At 67.2% G+C, this 18,011-nt stretch carries 13 protein-coding genes and 2 pseudogenes; 3 read left to right on the top strand and 12 right to left on the bottom strand.

All coding sequences use genetic code 11. The annotated features are described in order from the left end of the window. Positions 1–141: 141 nt before the first annotated feature. Positions 142–843 (bottom strand): annotated as a pseudogene (locus QZ607_RS07230) (FAD-dependent oxidoreductase); the annotation flags it as partial. Between the two features lie 375 nt (positions 844–1,218). Here QZ607_RS07230 and QZ607_RS07225 point away from each other — a divergent pair. From QZ607_RS07225 to QZ607_RS07215, 3 genes and pseudogenes are all read left to right on the top strand, one after another. Beyond that, positions 1,219–1,428 (top strand): hypothetical protein, encoded by a 210-nt coding sequence (locus tag QZ607_RS07225; protein ID WP_295881287.1) that lies wholly within the window; start codon positions 1,219–1,221, stop codon positions 1,426–1,428. Positions 1,429–1,493: 65 nt separating this feature from the next. Further along, positions 1,494–2,294: pseudogene (locus tag QZ607_RS07220) on the top strand (IS481 family transposase); the annotation flags it as partial. A 127-nt stretch (positions 2,295–2,421) separates the two neighbouring features. After that, positions 2,422–3,372 (top strand): DNA-primase RepB domain-containing protein, encoded by a 951-nt coding sequence (locus QZ607_RS07215; RefSeq protein ID WP_295881284.1) that lies wholly within the window; start codon positions 2,422–2,424, stop codon positions 3,370–3,372. On the opposite strand, the gene QZ607_RS07210 is transcribed toward QZ607_RS07215, so the two are convergent. From QZ607_RS07210 to QZ607_RS07160, 11 genes are all read right to left on the bottom strand, one after another. After that, positions 3,317–3,604, bottom strand: a complete 288-nt coding sequence (locus QZ607_RS07210) for an XRE family transcriptional regulator (RefSeq protein ID WP_295881281.1) — start codon at positions 3,602–3,604, stop codon at positions 3,317–3,319. The two genes, QZ607_RS07215 and QZ607_RS07210, sit on opposite strands and share 56 nt — an antisense overlap. Continuing rightward, entirely contained in the window at positions 3,601–3,927 is a 327-nt protein-coding gene (locus QZ607_RS07205; RefSeq protein WP_295881280.1) for a type II toxin-antitoxin system RelE/ParE family toxin, read from the bottom strand. The genes QZ607_RS07210 and QZ607_RS07205 overlap by 4 nt, the downstream gene beginning before the upstream one ends. 294 nt (positions 3,928–4,221) lie before the next feature. Continuing rightward, on the bottom strand, positions 4,222–5,688 hold the full coding sequence (locus QZ607_RS07200) for a glutamate synthase subunit beta (protein ID WP_295881279.1): 1,467 nt from the start codon (positions 5,686–5,688) through the stop codon (positions 4,222–4,224). A 15-nt stretch (positions 5,689–5,703) separates the two neighbouring features. Further along, entirely contained in the window at positions 5,704–10,371 is a 4,668-nt protein-coding gene (gltB, locus tag QZ607_RS07195) for a glutamate synthase large subunit (RefSeq protein ID WP_295881278.1), read from the bottom strand. 481 nt (positions 10,372–10,852) lie between these two features. Beyond that, the gene (aroB, locus tag QZ607_RS07190; RefSeq protein ID WP_295881323.1) at positions 10,853–11,926 is read right to left on the bottom strand and encodes a 3-dehydroquinate synthase; all 1,074 of its coding nucleotides are present in this window, start codon (positions 11,924–11,926) and stop codon (positions 10,853–10,855) included. Positions 11,927–12,014: 88 nt separating this feature from the next. Beyond that, the gene (gene aroK, locus QZ607_RS07185; protein WP_295881276.1) at positions 12,015–12,539 is read right to left on the bottom strand and encodes a shikimate kinase AroK; all 525 of its coding nucleotides are present in this window, start codon (positions 12,537–12,539) and stop codon (positions 12,015–12,017) included. Between the two features lie 130 nt (positions 12,540–12,669). Next, the gene (gene pilQ, locus QZ607_RS07180) at positions 12,670–14,823 is read right to left on the bottom strand and encodes a type IV pilus secretin PilQ (protein ID WP_295881274.1); all 2,154 of its coding nucleotides are present in this window, start codon (positions 14,821–14,823) and stop codon (positions 12,670–12,672) included. Between the two features lie 129 nt (positions 14,824–14,952). Continuing rightward, positions 14,953–15,489 carry a pilus assembly protein PilP gene (locus QZ607_RS07175; protein ID WP_295881272.1) on the bottom strand — a complete coding sequence of 179 codons (537 nt, stop codon included), beginning with the start codon at positions 15,487–15,489 and terminating at the stop codon, positions 14,953–14,955. Beyond that, the gene (locus QZ607_RS07170) at positions 15,486–16,097 is read right to left on the bottom strand and encodes a type 4a pilus biogenesis protein PilO (RefSeq protein ID WP_295881270.1); all 612 of its coding nucleotides are present in this window, start codon (positions 16,095–16,097) and stop codon (positions 15,486–15,488) included. Before QZ607_RS07170 ends, QZ607_RS07175 begins: the two co-directional genes overlap by 4 nt. A gap of 33 nt (positions 16,098–16,130) precedes the next feature. Further along, entirely contained in the window at positions 16,131–16,754 is a 624-nt protein-coding gene (locus tag QZ607_RS07165) for a PilN domain-containing protein (RefSeq protein ID WP_295881268.1), read from the bottom strand. Positions 16,755–16,771: 17 nt separating this feature from the next. Then, positions 16,772–17,845 (bottom strand): pilus assembly protein PilM, encoded by a 1,074-nt coding sequence (locus QZ607_RS07160; RefSeq protein WP_295881267.1) that lies wholly within the window; start codon positions 17,843–17,845, stop codon positions 16,772–16,774. Between the last annotated feature and the right edge of the window lie 166 nt (positions 17,846–18,011).

Raw genomic sequence — 18,011 nt, 5'->3', positions numbered from 1 at the left:
GTTTCGCAACAAGATCTTCCCACTTACCAGGCAGGACGTTCATGTCAAGCGGCTCGACGATCATGGAGAGTGGGCTACACAAACAAAGCGGCCCTCCGGCCGCTTTCTCAGTCGTCCCCGGCCTCCCTGCCGCGCCCCCCGTCACCGCGGCAGGTCACTGCTCCCCATCAACCATTCATCCACCGCCCGCGCACACTGGCGCCCCTCGCGGATGGCCCAGACCACCAGCGACTGGCCGCGGCGCATGTCGCCGGCGGCGAAGACGCCGTCGACGTTGGTGTAGTAGGCCTTGGGGCCTTCGGTGCTGCCCTTGACGTTGCCGCGGGCGTCGAGCTCCAGGCCCTTGGCCTCCTTGAGCTCGGCGAGCATGCCCTCGTGCACGGGATGCACGAAGCCCATGGCGAGCAGCACCAGGTCGGCCTTGAACTGGGCCTCGGAGCCCGGGACCTCGGACATCTGCCAGCGGCCGTCCTCGTCCTTGTCCCAGCGCACGAGGACATAGTTCAGCGCGCTGACGTTGCCCTCGCCGTCGTGCTCGAAGGATTTGGTCAGCACGTTCCAGTGGCGGTCGCAGCCTTCCTCCTGGGAGGAGGAGGTGCGCAGCTTGTTGGGCCAGTTGGGCCAGGTGAGGCCCTTGTCTTCCTTCTCCGGCGGCTTGTCCAGGATCTCGATCTGGGTGATGGACTTGGCGCCGTGGCGGTTGCTGGTGCCGATGCAGTCGGAGCCGGTGTCGCCGCCGCCGATGACGATGACGTGCTTGTCGTGGGCGCTGATGAAGTCCTCGTCCGGCACGCTCACGCCCTGCACGCGCTTGGAGTTGGCGCGCAGAAAGTCCATGGCGAAGGTGAGCGCAGAGGCATCCAGCTCGGCGAGGCGCACATGCTCCTGCTGCTCCTGGAAGAGAAATTCGGCCCAGTTTCGGATGAGGTCCGGACACAAGTTCAAAACGCGGACCCGGATTCACTGCTGCGCTGGTTTCGGCAGAGTTTGAAAGCAGACAACATCGACGAAGTGCTGCGGTAACCGACACCGCCAGCCAAGCCGCCGGTGCCGATCCCGACCCTGCACATCGCCGACGAGGCACTCGGGCAGTGAGAGTGAGCAGACTTTCTGAGGGGATCTGCCGGGATTCTGATCAGATTCGGTGAGGGAGAACGAAAAACCCCCGCAAACAACTTGACGAAAGTCGTGCGAGGGGGCTGTCTCCAAGTTACGCAAATGACGAGAGAGATCGATCCAGTGTGTCACGCCTTTCTCATCGACACCAGTTTCTACCAGTTGTTGACGCGGATCGACGAGTCGCTCGCCGAGGAGGTCCGTGCCCGCGGCTGTGGCTGCGGCGGTCGGCTGCACAGCGCGCTGTTGATCTCCCCGGTCACGACAGCGACCGGCTCGTTGAGGGTGAGCGCCGACCCGCAGAAGATGTGATCGCCCCCGCCCGGGCGGCTCCTTAGGCTTCTGGTCTTGTTGTTCAGCACCAGGGGGAGACGCGAATGCCCGGGGAGAAACGTGACTCGGACCCTGATGGCTGGGCGCGGCTGCGCTTTGCCATCATCGGCCCGTTGTTGGCCGATCCACCGCCGCCGGGAGACTTGGGGGTGCGGCTGAAGGCGCTGGCGGCCAAGGACTGGCGCCATCCGGTGACGGGCCTGCCGCTGCGGTTCGGCTTTGCCACCTCGGAGCGCTGGTACTACCTCGCCCGCGACGCGCAGGATCCGGTGGCGGCGCTGCGCCGGCGGCGGCGGCGTGATGCCGGGCAGCAACGCGGCCTCACCGCGCAGCTGATCGAGGTGGTGTGCGCCCAGTACCGGTAACACCCTGGCTGGACGGTGCAGCTGCACTACGACAACCTCGCCGCCTTGGCGGCCGAGGACGACAGCCTGGGGCCGTTACCCTCCTACGCCACCGTGCGCCGCTTCATGAAGCGCACCGGACTGCACCGGCGTCGTGTCAATCCGCGCCGCACCCGCGGTGCCGAGCAGGCCGCCCGGCGCCTGGAGGCCTGCGAGGTGCGCAGCTACGAGGCCGAGCATGTCCATGCCCTATGGTATCTGGACTTCCACCATGGGTCGCGCAAGGTGCGGACCCGCGCCGGGATCTGGGCCACACCGCTGCTGCTGGCGCTCATCGACGCTCACTCCCGCCTGATCTGCCATCTGCAGTGGTATCTGGATGAAACCGCCGAGACCCTGGTGCATGGCCTCGGGCAGGCGTTGCAGAAGCGTGGGCTGCCCCGGGCAGTGATGAGCGATAACGGCGCGGCGATGCAGACCCAGGAATTCACCGCTGGACTGCATGCTGGAGCACGTGCACGTCGCCTATGCCCGCTGGGACTTGCGCAGCGTGGAGTTGGTCGATCCCCACACCGCCACCATGCTCGACGCCTGACACCAAGCCGGCATCAAGCGGGCCGACCTGGCGGTGCGCACGCTCAACGGGGCGATGCTGTGGACCGCCGACCGCCCCCTCGATCAGCTCCCCCTCGCGTTCGCCAGAGTCCACAACGTTCAACAGGCCGATATCTACGTGCGCCCCGCACGAGACCTTCCCTGGCCAAAGGTGTTTCTCGACGATGTCCCTGTCCCTATGGCGCAACGTATTGCCAGGAAATATGCCACCCTGGTGGTGCACACGTCCGTGCTCGGCGGCTGCCATCAGTGGTTGCACCTGACCTGCGCCCTCGACGAGCAGCAGCGCTGCCACGTCCAGCGCTGGCTCATCCCCCGCATCGGCGCCGCCCCCGGCTCAGGCTCCGGCGAGCACCTCGGACGCCTCGCCGGAATGAAAAATTGGAAGCGCGGCGGCGAGTGGGTCAACGTCCTCCAGCGGCCAAGCCCGCACGCCTGTGCCTGGGACCCGACACCCGTTCTGCAATCCGCCGCTCACGCCAAGCCGACGGCCAACATCGCGTGCGCACCAGCACCCGCACCCGGCGTCGATCGCTCCGAATCCACCCGCGAATGGGGATGGGTCTGCGCTGCACGCGAAACCGGCCTCAACCCGGCGCTCGTCTACCAACGACTGCTTGCGCCTGCCGCCCCGCGCCGCGGACACGATGCCGAGCGCTACGCCAGGCATACCATCGCGCGCGCCATCCGACATACCTCCACACGCCGCCGATCCGCTCCGTCTCTCCCCCCTTGGGGGCGCGCGTGGCTCACAACTTCCCTACCTCCCGCATCCCTGTTCCAGGACTTCGATTCCCAAGAACCCGTCTATTTCCCTCAATCTTCCTGCAAACCGGGGGGGCCTTCAATTACCGTGTTCACGCTCAGTCGCCCGCCATCGCAGATGAAGCGGGTGCAGACCACGGGGATCAAGCAGCATCAAGTTGCACCCGCACTCTGGTCCCGAGTGCGGCAGCGATGTTGACGAGTGCATCGAGGGAGAAGCGGGAGATGCGTCCTCGCAGCAGGTCATTGATCCTCGGCTGAGATACGCCGCAGTGTTCGGCGGCCTCTCGCTGAGTCCAGCCGCGCTCGTCGATGACGGCGCTGATCTGGGTTATCAGGTCGGCGCGCAGTCTCAGATTGGCCGCTTCCGACGGTGTCTGGGAGATGGCATCCCAGACGCTGTCGAAGGTTTCGATCTCGGTGTCGCTCATGATTTCTCTTGCGCTAGGCGTTCGAATCGGCCTCGGGCCAGCTCGATGTCGCTCTTGGCCGTTGTCTGGGTCTTCTTCTGGAACGCATGCAGTACGTAGATGGCGTCGCGCAATCGGGCCGTGTAGATGACCCGAAAGCTGCCTGATCGGTCTCGAATGCGGATCTCTTCGACGCCGCGACCGATACTGGGCATCGGCTTGAAATCGACCGGTTGATCTCCGCGTTGGACCCGCTCGATCTGGTAACCGGCGTCCTGTCGTGCGTCCTTTGGAAATTCGCGCAGGCGTTTGAGGGAGTCGCCGACAAATCTGACGGGCTTCATGGAGGATGAATATATCGGTGTGGATATACTCTGGCAAGCCGTTTCGAACACTCTGGCCCTAGCAACATCAATGGCGGGATGCGCCGTGAGCGTTTCCACCTGGTGGTCTGCACCGGCAAGCATATCGCGCCAAGTGATTGGCCGGGGTAAGCCCGACAAAGGGTTCGCGTCGGGCAGCGCACCGTACCTCTTGTCCGTTGCGAGATTCGACTTGCGCCAGCAACACACCAAAAAAAGCGGCCGTTGGGCCGCTTTCCAGTTTCGTCGCTCAAGGCTCCGTGCCGCTAGCCGCCCTCACCGCGGCAGATCGGTCGTCCCCATCAGCCACTCATCCACCGCCCGCGCACACTGGCGCCCCTCGCGGATGGCCCAGACCACCAGCGACTGGCCGCGGCGCATGTCGCCGGCGGCGAAGACGCCGTCGACGTTGGTGTAGTAGGCCTTGGGGCCTTCGGTGCTGCCCTTGACGTTGCCGCGGGCGTCGAGCTCCAGGCCCTTGGCCTCCTTGAGCTCGGCGAGCATGCCCTCGTGCACGGGATGCACGAAGCCCATGGCGAGCAGCACCAGGTCGGCCTTGAACTGGGCCTCGGAGCCCGGGACCTCGGACATCTGCCAGCGGCCGTCCTCGTCCTTGTCCCAGCGCACGAGGACATAGTTCAGCGCGCTGACGTTGCCCTCGCCGTCGTGCTCGAAGGATTTGGTCAGCACGTTCCAGTGGCGGTCGCAGCCTTCCTCCTGGGAGGAGGAGGTGCGCAGCTTGTTGGGCCAGTTGGGCCAGGTGAGGCCCTTGTCTTCCTTCTCCGGCGGCTTGTCCAGGATCTCGATCTGGGTGATGGACTTGGCGCCGTGGCGGTTGCTGGTGCCGATGCAGTCGGAGCCGGTGTCGCCGCCGCCGATGACGATGACGTGCTTGTCGTGGGCGCTGATGAAGTCCTCGTCCGGCACGCTCACGCCCTGCACGCGCTTGGAGTTGGCGCGCAAAAAGTCCATGGCGAAGTGGATGCCGGCGTAGCTGCGCCCGGGCACATCCAGGTCGCGGGGCTTCTCGCTGCCACCGGCGAGGACCACGGCGTCGTGATCGTCCATCAGATCGGCCATGGGGATGTCCACGCCGATGTGGCAATGGGTGTGGAACTCCACGCCCTCGGTGCGCATCTGCGCCATGCGCCGGTCGATCATCTTCTTGGCAAGCTTGAAGTCCGGGATGCCGTAGCGCAGCAGGCCGCCGATGCGGTCTTCTTTCTCGTAGAGCGACACGGCATGGCCGGCGCGGGCGAGCTGCTGCGCACAGGCGAGCCCGGCGGGGCCGGAGCCCACCACGGCGATGTGCTTGCCGGTGCGGTGCTCGGGCACCTGCGGGCGCACCCAGCCCTCTTCCCAGGCCTTGTCGGCGATGGCGCGCTCGATGGCCTTGATGGCCACGGGCTTGTCGTCGATGTTGAGCGTGCAGGCGGCCTCGCAGGGCGCCGGGCAGATGCGCCCGGTGAACTCCGGGAAGTTGTTGGTGCTGTGCAGCACCTCGATGGCCGACTCCCAGTCCTGCTGATACACCAGGTCGTTCCAGTCCGGGATGATGTTGTTCACCGGACAGCCCTGATGGCAGTAGGGGATGCCGCAGTCCATGCAGCGCGCGCCCTGCACCGCCATCTCTTCGTCGGACGGCGGCAGCACGAACTCGTTGTAGTGCACGACGCGGTCCGCCGCCGGCTCATAGGCCATCTCGGCGCGGTCGTATTCCATGAATCCGGTTGGCTTACCCATGACTTGCGTCCTCCGTCAGGACCGAAGGGTCGGCTTGGATCGATTCGGCGTGGTGGCGCCCGGCGGGCGGCTCTGCTGGGCCTGCATACTCTCCAGCGCGCGGCGGTAGTCCACGGGCATGACCTTGACGAACTTGGGCCGGTTGGCGTCCCAGTCGTCGAGGATGGCCCGGGCCACGTCCGAATTGGTGTAGTGCTTGTGCTTGAGGATCAACTGCTTCAGGCGGATCTCATCGAAGCGGGTCATGTCGTGGCTCACGTCCACGAAGCCGTGGGACTCCAGGTCGCCGCCCTGGTGGTCGAGGTGCTCCAGCGCGGCGTCCTCCGCGGCGATGGGCTCCAGCTCCACCATGGCCTGGTTGCAGTGATCGGCGAAGCTGCCGTCGGCGTCCAGCACATAGGCGACGCCGCCCGACATGCCGGCGGCGAAGTTGCGCCCGGTGGGGCCTAAGCAGACCATGACGCCGCCGGTCATGTACTCGCAGCCGTGGTCGCCGACGCCTTCCACCACTGCCATGGCACCGGAGTTGCGCACACAGAAGCGCTCGCCGGCGACGCCGCGGAAGTAGACCTCGCCGCTGATGGCGCCGTAGAGCACGGTGTTGCCGACGATGATGTTGTCCTCGGCCTTGTCGATGCCGGAATCCGACGGCGGGTAGATGATGAGCCGCCCGCCGGAGAGGCCCTTGCCGACGTAGTCGTTGGCCTCGCCTTCGAGCTCGATGGTGACGCCGTGGGCGAGCCAGGCGCCGAAGGACTGCCCGCCGATGCCGCGGGCCTTGACGTAGATGGTGTCGTCCGGCAGGCCCGCATGCCCATAGCGCTCGGCGACCCGCCCCGAGAGCATGGTGCCGACGGTGCGGTTGAAGTTCTTGACCTCGGTCTCGATGCGCACAGGCTCACCGCGCTCCAATGCGGGCTCCGCCTGCTGGCTCAGGCTGTGGTCGAGGGCCTTGTCGAGGCCGTGGTCCTGGGTCTCGCTGTTGTACAGCGCCACGGTGTCGGGCACGTCGGGCTTGGTCAGGATGCGCGAGAAGTCGAGCCCCTTGGCCTTCCAGTGCTCGATGGCGCGGCGCATCTCCAGGCGATCCATCTGGCCGACGGCCTCGTTCAGGCTGCGGAAGCCGAGCCTGGCCAGGATCTGGCGGACTTCTTCGGCGATGAAGAAGAAGAAGTTCACCACATGCTCGGGCTGGCCGGTGAATTTCTTGCGCAGCTCCGGGTCCTGCGTGGCCACGCCGACGGGGCAGGTGTTGAGGTGGCACTTGCGCATCATGATGCAGCCCTCGACGATGAGCGGCGCCGTCGCAAAGCCGAACTCGTCGGCACCTAAGAGCGCGCCGATGACCACGTCGCGCCCGGTGCGCATGCCGCCGTCCACCTGCACCGCGATGCGCCCGCGCAGGCGATTCAGCACCAGGGTCTGGTGGGTCTCGGCGAGGCCGATCTCCCACGGCGAGCCCGCGTGCTTGATGGAGGTGAGCGGGCTCGCGCCGGTGCCGCCGTCGTAGCCGGCGATGGTCACGTGGTCCGCATGGGCCTTGGAGACGCCCGCGGCGACGGTGCCGACGCCGACTTCCGAAACCAGCTTCACCGAGATCCGCGCCATGGGGTTGGCGTTCTTCAGGTCGTGGATGAGCTGCGCCAGGTCCTCGATGGAGTAGATGTCATGGTGCGGCGGCGGCGAGATGAGCCCCACGCCGGGCGTGGAGTGCCGCACCCGCGCGATCTGCGCATTGACCTTGTGACCCGGCAGCTGGCCGCCCTCGCCGGGCTTGGCGCCCTGGGCGATCTTGATCTGGATGTCGTCGGCGTTGACGAGATACTCCACGGTCACGCCGAAGCGCCCGGAGGCCACCTGCTTGATGGCGGAGCGCTCCGGGTTGCGGCTGCCGTCCGGCAGCGGCAGGAAGCGCTCCGGCTCCTCGCCGCCCTCGCCGGTGTTGGACTTGCCGCCGATCCGGTTCATGGCTTTGGCCAGCGTCGAGTGCGCCTCATAGCTGATGGAGCCGAAGGACATGGCGCCGGTGGCGAAGCGCTTGACGATGTCCGCCGCGGGCTCGACTTCGTCCAGCGGCACCGGCTCATCCGCCCACTTCAGCTCCATCAGACCGCGGAAGGTGAGCAGCTTCTCGTTCTGCTCGTTGATGAGCTTGGAGTACTCGGCGTAGGTCTTGGCGTCGTTGGCGCGGGTGGCGTGCTGGAGCTTCGAGATGGTCTCCGGCGACCACACGTGATCCTCACCGCGCAGCCGGTACGCATAGTCGCCGCCCACATCCAGGTGCTTGCGCAGGATCTGCTCATTGCCATAGCCGCGCTTGTGCCAGCGTACCGCCTCTTCGGCCACCTCGGCGAGACCGATGCCCTCCACCATGCTGGCGGTGCCGGTGAAGTACTTGGCGACGAATGAGTGGTTCAGGCCTACGGCGTCGAAGATCTGCGCGCCGCAATAGCTCTGGAAGGTGCTGATGCCCATCTTGGACATGACCTTCTTCAGGCCCTTGCCGACGGCCTTGATGTAGCGGGACTGGGCCTCCTCGAAGTCCAGCTTGCCGCCGTCGTGCGGCAGCCTGTCCAGCAGGGAGGCGATGGTGTCGAAGGCCAGATAGGGGTTGATGGCCTCGGCGCCGTAGCCCGCGAGCGTCGCGAAATGGTGCACCTCCAGCGCCGCGCCCGTCTCCACCACGAGCCCCGAGCTGGTGCGCAGGCCGCGGCGGATCAGATGGTGATGCACGGCGGAGGTCGCCAGCAGCGCCGGAATCGGGATGTAGTCGGCGTTGGTGTGGCGGTCCGACAGAATCAGGATGTTGTGCCCCTCCAGCACCGCCTGCTCGGCCTCCTGGCACAGCCGGTCCAGCGCCGGGGCCATGCCTTCGGCGCCTTCCCCGGCCGGATAGACCATGTGCAGGGTCTCGGTGCGGAAGGCGCCACCGGAGTTGTCCTCGATGTGGCGGATGCGCTCCAGGTCCTCATTCGTCAGGATGGGCTGGTTCACCTCCAGGCGCCAGTGCTGGCCGGCCTCGTCCAGGCCCAGCAGATTCGGCCGCGGGCCGATGAGCGACACCAGCGACATCACCAGCTCTTCGCGAATGGGGTCGATGGGCGGGTTCGTGACCTGGGCGAAGTTCTGCTTGAAGTAGGTGGACAGGTGCTTGGAGCGCGAGGACAGCACTGAAGGCGGGTTGTCCGCACCCATGGAGCCCACGGCCTCCTGCCCGGAGACGACCATGGGGGTGAGCAGGAACTTGATGTCCTCCTGGCTGTAGCCGAAGGCCTGCTGGGCATCCAGCAGCACGCTGGCCTCCGGGGCCATTGGGGCGACGTCGGTGGGCAGCGAATCCAGATGGATCTGGGTGCGGCCCAGCCATTCGCGGTACGGCTGGGCATCGGCGAGCTCGGCCTTGACCTCGGCGTCGTCGATGATGCGCCCCTGCTCCAGGTCAATCAGGAACATGCGCCCGGGCTGCAGGCGCCACTTCTTGGCGATGCGCTCGTCGGGGATGTCCAGCACGCCCATCTCTGAGCCCATGACCACCATGTCGTCATGGGTCACCAGATAGCGGGCGGGGCGCAGGCCGTTGCGGTCCAGCGTGGCGCCGATCTGCCGACCGTCGGTGAAGGCCACCGCCGCCGGGCCGTCCCAGGGCTCCATCAGCGCCGCATGGTACTCGTAGAAGGCGCGGCGCTTCTCGTCCATGAGCTTGTTGCCGGACCAGGCCTCCGGAATCAGCAGCATCATGGCGTGGGCCAGTGAATAGCCGCCCATCACCAGCAGCTCCAGCGCATTGTCGAAGCAGGCGGAGTCCGACTGGCCCTCGGGGATCAGCGGCCAGATGCTGTCCAGGTCCTCCCCCAGCACCTCCGAGCGCATGGTGTGCCGGCGTGCAGCCATCCAGTTGACGTTGCCGCGCAGGGTGTTGATCTCGCCGTTGTGGCAGATCATGCGGAACGGCTGCGCAAGGTCCCAGGTGGGGAAGGTGTTGGTGGAGAAGCGCTGGTGCACAAGGGCCAGCGCGGAGGCGAAGCGCTCGTCCTTCAGGTCCAGGTAGTAGTTGCCCACCTGGCCCGCGAGCAGCATGCCCTTGTAGTTGATGGTGCGCGAGGACATGGACGCGACGTAGTAGGCCGTCTTGTCATAGCCGGCGGCGCGGATCTCGTTGTCCATGCGCTTGCGGATGACGAAGAGCTTGCGCTCGAAGGCGTCCTGATCCGGGCAGTTGTCGCCGCAGGCGACGAACACCTGGCGCACCACGGGCTCGGTGGGCAGCACGCTCGCGCCGAGGTCCGCGTTGTCCACCGGCACGTCGCGCCAGCCGAGGATGGTCTGGCCGCCCTCTTCCAGCCGGCGCTGCACTGTCGCTTCCATGTCGGCGCGGGCGGCGGCGTCCTTCGGCAGAAAGACCATGCCGACACCATAGTGGCCGGCCGCCGGCAGATCGAAGTCCACCTTGGCGCGGAAGAAGTCGTCCGGGATCTGCACCAGGATGCCGGCACCGTCACCGGCCTTGGGATCGGCGCCCACGGCACCGCGGTGGGTGAGGCGCTCCAGGATCTCGAGGCCCTGCTGCACGATGCGGTGGCTTTTGCGATTCTTGATGTCGCAGACGAAGCCGACACCGCAGGCGTCGCGCTCGTGGGCGGGGTCGTAGAGCCCCTGCGCCGCTGGATAGGCACGAAGGTTCATGGCTTGGGACCTCGTAGTCGCCTGGTGGTCAGTTACCGGACCGGCTTGGGTGGATTGTGATTCCGTGATCAGTCGCCTTCCACCCCAGGAAGTTCCGATTTCGATTGAGATGCCGTCCGGGAATACATGGTTTCGACGGTCGGCCGCGGTGCGCCGCCGGCACCGCGGGGGCAACCGCCCGGCGCACCGGGCGCATCGGTGGGGCCGGACTCGGGGAGCGGACCACGCGGGGCCTGCGGGTGACGCGGTGGTGCGATGAACCGCACGCCGGGCCGGCCATCATAGCGGCTTAGCAGATGCTGTGCCAGCAAGGAAGCGGCGCAAGGGGCAGTTGCCCGACGCGGAGAGTACCAGACTGGCGCAGCGGATCTGCGGCGTGCACAGCTTTGGTGCCGAGCTTGGCGGACAGGCACAGTGGGGTCCGCGTCCGGCATGCCACCGGGGCCACCACACCAGCGACAACCCGGCGTCGCAGGCGAGCTCAGGCCCCTGCCCCGGCGCCGGCGATGTCCGCCAACAACGCCCGCAGCACGGCCGGGTCGAAATCCGCCGTCACCACCGCCCTTCCGATGCCGTGCAGCAGCACCAGTCGCAGGCGCCCGCCCTGGACCTTCTTGTCCACGGCCATGAGCGCGAGCCAGCGCTCGACGGACAGCGCCGCCGGCGGGTCCACCGGCAGGCCGAAGCCCGCGAGCAGCGCCCGAGCCCGGGACACGTCGGCAGCGTCCAGCCAGCCGAGGCGGGCGGACAGCTCGGCCGCCAGCACCATGCCGGCGGCAACCGCCTCGCCGTGCAGCCAGACGCCGTAGCCCATGCCCGCCTCGATGGCGTGGCCGAAGGTGTGACCCAGATTCAGCAGCGCCCGCTGGCCCGCCTCGCGCTCGTCGGCGGCCACCACCGCCGCCTTGTTGCGGCAGGAGCGCTCGATGGCCTCCGCCAGCGCATCCGCGTCACGGGCGAGCAGGTGCTCGCGGTGCGCCTCCAGCCAGTCGAAGAAGGCCGGGTCGCGGATGAGCCCGTACTTGACCACCTCCGCCAGGCCGGCGGCGAGCTCGCGCTCCGGCAGGGTGCGCAGCGTATCGGTATCGGCGATGACGGCCCGGGGCTGGTGGAAGGCGCCGATCATGTTCTTGCCCAGCGGATGGTTGACGCCCGTCTTGCCGCCCACGGAGGAGTCCACCTGTGCGAGCAGCGTGGTGGGCACCTGGATGAAGGCCACCCCACGCTGGTAGCAGGCGGCGGCGAAGCCCGCCATGTCGCCCACCACGCCGCCGCCCAGGGCCACCAGGATGACGTCCCGGCCGAGGCGGGCTTCGAGCAGCGCGTCGAAGATGCGGTTCAGGGTGTCGAGATCCTTGTACTGCTCGCCGTCCGGCAGGATCACCCGATGCAGATCGAAGCCGGCAAGGGCCGCCTCCACGGCCTCGAGATAGAGCGGCGCGACGGTGTCGTTGCTCACCACCAGCACCTGCCGGCCGCGCACATGGGGTTGCCAGCAAGCGGGCTGCGCAAGGAGTCCGGGGCCGATCAGGATCGGATAGCTGCGCTCGCCCAGATCGACCTCAAGGCGCCGGGCGCCCGTCGGCGCCCGGCCGCTGTCGCTGGGTACAGCCGAGTCAGGGCTTGAGTCTGGAGTCGCCACGTCAGAGGTCTTCCTCTTCCAGGCGCCGGCGAATCTCCTTCACCACCGACGAGGTGCCGCGGCGCTCGGTGGACACCACCATGTCCGCCACCTGCCGATACACGGGCTCGCGCTCGGCCATCAGGTCCCTGAGCTTCTGCTGCGGGTCATCCGTGTCCAGCAGCGGGCGGCTGCGGTCCCGGGCGGTGCGGGCGTACTGCTGCTCCGGGCTGCAATGCAGGTAGATGACCAGGCCCCGGGCGGCAAGCTGCTGGCGGTTCTCCGCCACCATCACGGCGCCGCCGCCGGTGGCCAGCACGATGTTGTCCTGCTGTGCCAGCTCCTCGATGACGGTGCGCTCGCGGTTGCGGAAGCCTTCTTCGCCCTCGAACTCGAAAATGGTGGCGATGTCCACGCCGGTGCGGCGCTGGATCTCCTGGTCGCTGTCCTGGAACTCGTAGCCCAGAGACTGTGCGAGCTGGCGGCCGATGGTGCTTTTGCCGGCCCCCATGGGGCCGACGAGAAAGATGTTCTGCGGTCGTATCATGGCCGGCAGGTATGCCAGATTTGGCGGCCACGGGCAAGGGCAGCGGCCATTGTCCGGCGGCAGCTCCGGGCCGCGGCGGGTGACCCGATGCGTGCCGCGGCGGGCGCGCCGGACACGCCGGCCGGCCGCCTCAGCGCGTGGCGAGGTCGCTCTTCAGGATCTTCGGCGTGACGAAGATCAGGAGCTCGGAGTTGTTGTCCTGGCGCTGCTCGTTCTTGAACAGGCGCCCGAACACGGGCACGTCTCCGAGCCAGGGAACCTGCTCTTTGGAGAAGCTCTTGTCACGCTCGTAAACACCACCGAGGACCACGGTCTCGCCATTGTCCACCAGCACAGAGGTGGTCACGGAGCGCGTGTCCACGGGCGGCACCCCCAGCACCGTGTTGGCGAAATTCGGCTGGTCCTTGTTCACGGCCAGGTCCATGATCACGCGGTCGTCAGGGGTGATGTGCGGCGTCACCTCCAGCTTCAGCACCGCCTCCTTGAAGGCCACCGCCGTGCCGCCGCCGGCGCCGCCGGTCTGCTCCTGGTACGGAATCTCGGTGCCGACTTTGATGACGGCCTCGTTCTGGTCCGAGGTCACCACCCGTGGTGAGGACACCACCTCGCCGCGACCTTCCCGCTGCATGGCCGAGAGCTCCAGCTGGATCAGGTGCGAGCCCACCTTGCCGAGCATGAAGTTGAAGGCGCCCGCGGGGTTGGCGTTGGCGGGCAGGTTCACCATGAGGGCCGGGTAGTTGCTGCCCTCCGGGAACTCGACGATGGAGTTGAAGCGCGGAAAGACGGGATTCCCTTCGGCGTCCGTTTCTTCCTCAATGCTCTGGCCGAAGGGCCCCGCATTGAAATCCGCCGGGGGCTGATAACCCGGCCGTCCACCGCCGATGAGCAGCTCGTTGTCCCGGAACCGCCCCATGGAGGTGGAGAGCCCGAAGCGCACGCCGAGGTCGCGCGCGAAATCGTCGTTGGCGATCACCACCCGCGACTCGATCATGACCTGCCGTACCGGCACGTCGAGGCGGTTCACCAGCCGGCGGACTTCTTCCAGCTTGGCCGCCGTGTCCTGCACCAGCAGGGTGTTGGTGCGCTCGTCCACCGTGACGCTGCCGCGCTCCGCCGTCAGCAGGTTGTTCTCCTCGGACTTGAGCAGGGCCGCGAAGTCCGCCGCCTTGGCATAGTTCACCTGGATGAACTCCGAGCGCAGCGGCGCCAGCTCCTGGATCTGCTGCCGGGACTCGAGCTCCAGCTTCTCTTGGGCTGCGATCTCCTGTGTCGGCGCCACCATGATCACGTTGCCGGTCTGGCGCATGGACAGGCCCTTGGTCTTGAGAATGATGTCGAGCGCCTGATCCCAGGGCACGTTCTTGAGCCTGAGTGTGATGTTGCCGCGCACGGTATCGCTCGCCACCAGGTTCAGCCCGGTGAAGTCCGCCAGCAGCTGCAGCACGGCGCGGACCTCGATGTCCTGGAAGTTGAGCGAGAGCCTGTCGCCGTCGTAGACGATCTTCTCGCGCTCGCGCTGCTCCCGTTCCGCCGGCGTCAGGGCGCGGAATTCCAGCGTAAACAGATTATCTGTCTGGTAGGCGAGATACTCGAACTGATCCGCCGTCTTCACATCCACGCGCACGTCGCCGCTGATGCCGCGCGACTCCACCGCGGTGACCGGTGTGGCGAAGTCCACCACGTCCAGGCGACGGAACAGGCGCTGCGGCAGGTCCGTGTTGGGAATGTCGACGATCACGTCCTGGCCCTCCTGGCGCACGCTCACCTGGGTGTCGGCGGACGGCAGGGTGATGAGCACCCGCCCCTCACCGCCGGCGCCGCGGCGGAAGTCGATGTCCTTAACGCTGCCCCGCTGCGCCTGGCGCTGGACCGGCCGCGCCCCGGCGGTTGCGGCGACGCGCCGCGCCTGGGTGGGCACCGGCGCCGGGCGGTCCGGGTTCAGCGACACCGTCACCCGGTTGCCGCGGGTCTCAAGCTCATAGGGCACCGAGTCGTTCAGGTTGATGACCACCCGGGTGCGGTCGCTGGCCTCCACGGCGACGATGCTGTGAGCAACGCCGAGACCGATGGGGATGGACCCACGATCCAGCCCGCTGTTGGCGCCGGGGAAATCGATGGCGATGCGCGCCGGATTCTCGGTGGCGAAATCCTGGGGCGTCGGCACACTGCCGGAGAAGACCAGGTCGATCTCCACCTGATTGCCGGGCAGGGACGCGAACTCCACGTCCTGGAGCACGGCGCCGCCCGCCGGGGGGAGCCAGCAGGCGCCGACAAGTGCCAGCATGCCGGCGATGCGGCGGCCGGTCGCCCGGCGCACCCGCGGCAGGGGAAACAGGCGTCCAAGCCCGCGGCTGGGCGGAGAAGGGCTGGAGGGAAGTGTCGGACACATGCTGTCTGGGTGCCTCCGCGGCGGTTATTGCTGCCTGAGGGAGATGCTGGCCTCGCGCTCCCGCCAGCTGCCCGGGCCTTCGCCGACGATCTCCGTCAGTGCAATGCCCTCGGGGCTGATCTGGGTGATCTGCCCGTTGTTCTGTCCGAGGTAATTGCCCACGCGCACGCGATGCAGCACCCCGTCCGGTGACATGATGAGCCCCCAGCGGGTGTCGTTCTGCTCCAGCGTGCCCACCATGCGCAGGGCGTCCAATGAATACTGCTCCAGCTCTTCGCGGCGGCGCAGCGGATCGGGGGCGACACCGGTGCTCTGCTGCGGCATGGTGGCCTGGGCGGTGCGGTCGTCCATCACGAAGGGGTCGCGCCGGTTGCCGGGCTCGTAGACGAAGGTGTCCACCTGCGGCACTTCCGGAATGGGCTCCAGGGGCTGCGGCGGACGCGCCTTGACCCGCTCCACGTAACCCTGAAGCTCGTCCAGATTCGGCTGACCGCAGCCGGCGAGCGTCGCCGCCAGCAGCGCTGGAAGCAGCGGGGCGCCGGAGCGGGGCGCGCTGCTCATTGCACCGCCGCCTCCTCGAGGTAACGATAGGTCTTGACGGTGGCCTCCATGCTGAGGCGGGCATCGGCACCGAGATCATCGCCGCGCTGGCCCGGCGACGTGATCCTCACGTCATGGATGGTGACGATGCGCGGCAGTGCCGCGAGCCCGCTGATGAAACGGCCGAACTCGTGGTAGCGGCCGTTGACGCGCATGCGGATGGGCAGCTCCGCATAGAAGTCCTTGTTCTGCTCGCCGGCGGGCTGGAACAGCTCGAACTCCAGCCCCGCCGCGAGCCCCGTCTGCGACACGTCCACCAGGAGCCCGGCCACCTCGGTGCGGTCCGGCAGCTGGCGCACCATGGCGCCGAAGGATTCTTCCATCTCGGCGAGCTGCTGCTCGTAGGCCTCCAGGTTGGCGGCCTTGTCCTGCTTGTCCTCGAAGGTCTCGCGCAGCTTGAGCTCTTCCGCCTCGACGCGCTCCAGCCGCGCGATCTGATCCTTGGTGATGAAGTAGTACCAGGCCCAGCCGATGGCGGCACAGAGCACCAGCACCACGACCACCTTGGCCGGGGTCGGCCACTCGCCGATGGTGCTGAGCTCAAGCTCGCTGAGGTCGCTGAGGTCCACGGTCGGTCTCCGGTGCGTTGCGGCGTTGGACCGTCAGCCGGCGCCCGCGGCGCCCCGGGAGGCACCCCGTGCGGCCGCGGGCGGCAGCCCGGCACGCCGCTCACCCGCTTCCGGCTCCAGGCGCTGCTGCTTGAAGCTGAGCCGGAAGTGACTGAAGCCGGTGCCGGTCTGATCCTTATTCTCGATCACCAGCAGCTCGGCATTGGCAATCCAGGCGCTCGCATTGATGTTGCGCATGAAGGCGGAGACGCGGGCATTGGACTGCGCACGCCCTTCCACCTCGACCCGGTTGCCGCTCTGGTTGATGCCGGTGAGGAACACACCGTCGGGAATGGCTGCCACCAGCTCATCGAACAGGTGCACCACCTCCGGTCGGCTTTCCTGGAGCTGCTGGATGACGTTCATGCGCGCGAGCAGGTCGGCCTTGGTCTCTTCCAGCCGCTCGATCTGCTTGATGCGCTGGTTGAGCCGGCCGATCTCCTGCTCCAACAGCTGGTTGCGGGTCTGTTGCGCATCGATCATGCTCTCGAACTGCATCCGCACGCCCAGGGCCGCCAGCAGGACCACGCCCACGGCGGCGCCGGTGGCGAGGAAAAAATTGCGTTGCCGCCGACGGCGCTCGGCGTCGCGCCAGGGGAGTAGGTTGATGCGTGCCATATCAGTCGAATGCGCGGTCAGTCGAATGCGCGTAGGGCGAGCCCGGTGGCGATCATCATCGACGGCGCGGCCTTGGCCAGGGCCTCCGGGTCCACGCCTGGTCCCACGGCCATGGGCGCGAAGGGGTTGGCCACGGACACCGGAAAGCCGAGCCGCTCCTCCACCAGCTCGTCGAGCTTCTCGATGCGGGCGGCGCCGCCGGCGAGCACGACCTGGTCGGTGCGGTTGAAGGCGCTGGCGGAGTAGAAGAACTGCAGCGCCCGGGCGATCTGCTGCGCCAGCGCCTCTTTGAAGGGGCCCAGCACCTCGGTGGCGAAGTTCTCGGGGAGGCGGTTCTCCTCCAGCCGCTCCAGCGCCTGCGGCCGGGCGAGGCCATAGCGGCGCTCCACCTCGTCAAGCAGCTGGTTGCCGCCGAAGTTCTGCTCGCGCGTGTAGACCGTCTTGCCGTCGTGCAGCACGTGCAGGGTCGTGGTGGTGGCGCCGACGTCGGCCACGGCGACGGTCTGGTCCTGGCGCTCGTCGTCGAAGCGACCGAGGAGGAGCGCACAGGCGTTCTCCATGGCGTAGGCCTCGACATCGACGATCTCGGCGGTGAGGCCCGCCACCTCCAGCACGGCCACCCGGTCATCGACGTTCTCGCGCCGGGACGCCGCCAGCAGCACGTCCACCATGTCCGGGTTGTTCGGCGACGGCCCGATGAGGTCGAAGTCGATGTTGACCTCTTCCAGCGGATAGGGAATGTACTGATCCGCCTCCAGTTGGATCTGGGTCTCCATTTCTGCGTCCGACAGAGCGGCGGCCATGGAAATGACCTTGGTGATCACCGCCGAGCCGGCCACCGCACAGGCGGCGCGCTTGGTCTTGGTGCCGGACTTGGCCACGGCGCGCTGGATGGTCTGACCGACGGCATCCACGTCGGAGATCTTCTTCTCGACCACCGCGTTCACCGGCAGCGGCTCCACGGTGAAGGCGTCCACGCGATAGAGCTCCGCCGCCGTGCCGGCGGTCTGCGACAGCTCGATGAGCTTCACCGCCGTGGAGCTGATATCCACGCCGACGAGCGCGCGTTGCTTACGTCCAAAACCGAACATGCTTGCTGCGGAGACCGGTACCGCCCCGTGGACACCTGATAAAAGGCTTGCGTTTTTCCCGATAACTATATCAGACGAAACCTGTTTTGTACGTTGAAGGCTACCCTGAAGTTGACGCAAGGCGCGCTTCTGCGCAGACCACCCCCACGCCCGACAGCCAGTGCCA

This window comes from uncultured Thiohalocapsa sp. (assembly GCF_913063425.1).
Classification (GTDB): domain Bacteria; phylum Pseudomonadota; class Gammaproteobacteria; order Chromatiales; family Chromatiaceae; genus Thiohalocapsa.
The sequence above is the reverse complement of the archived record's forward strand: the minus strand, read 5'-3'. Positions and strand labels throughout refer to the sequence as shown.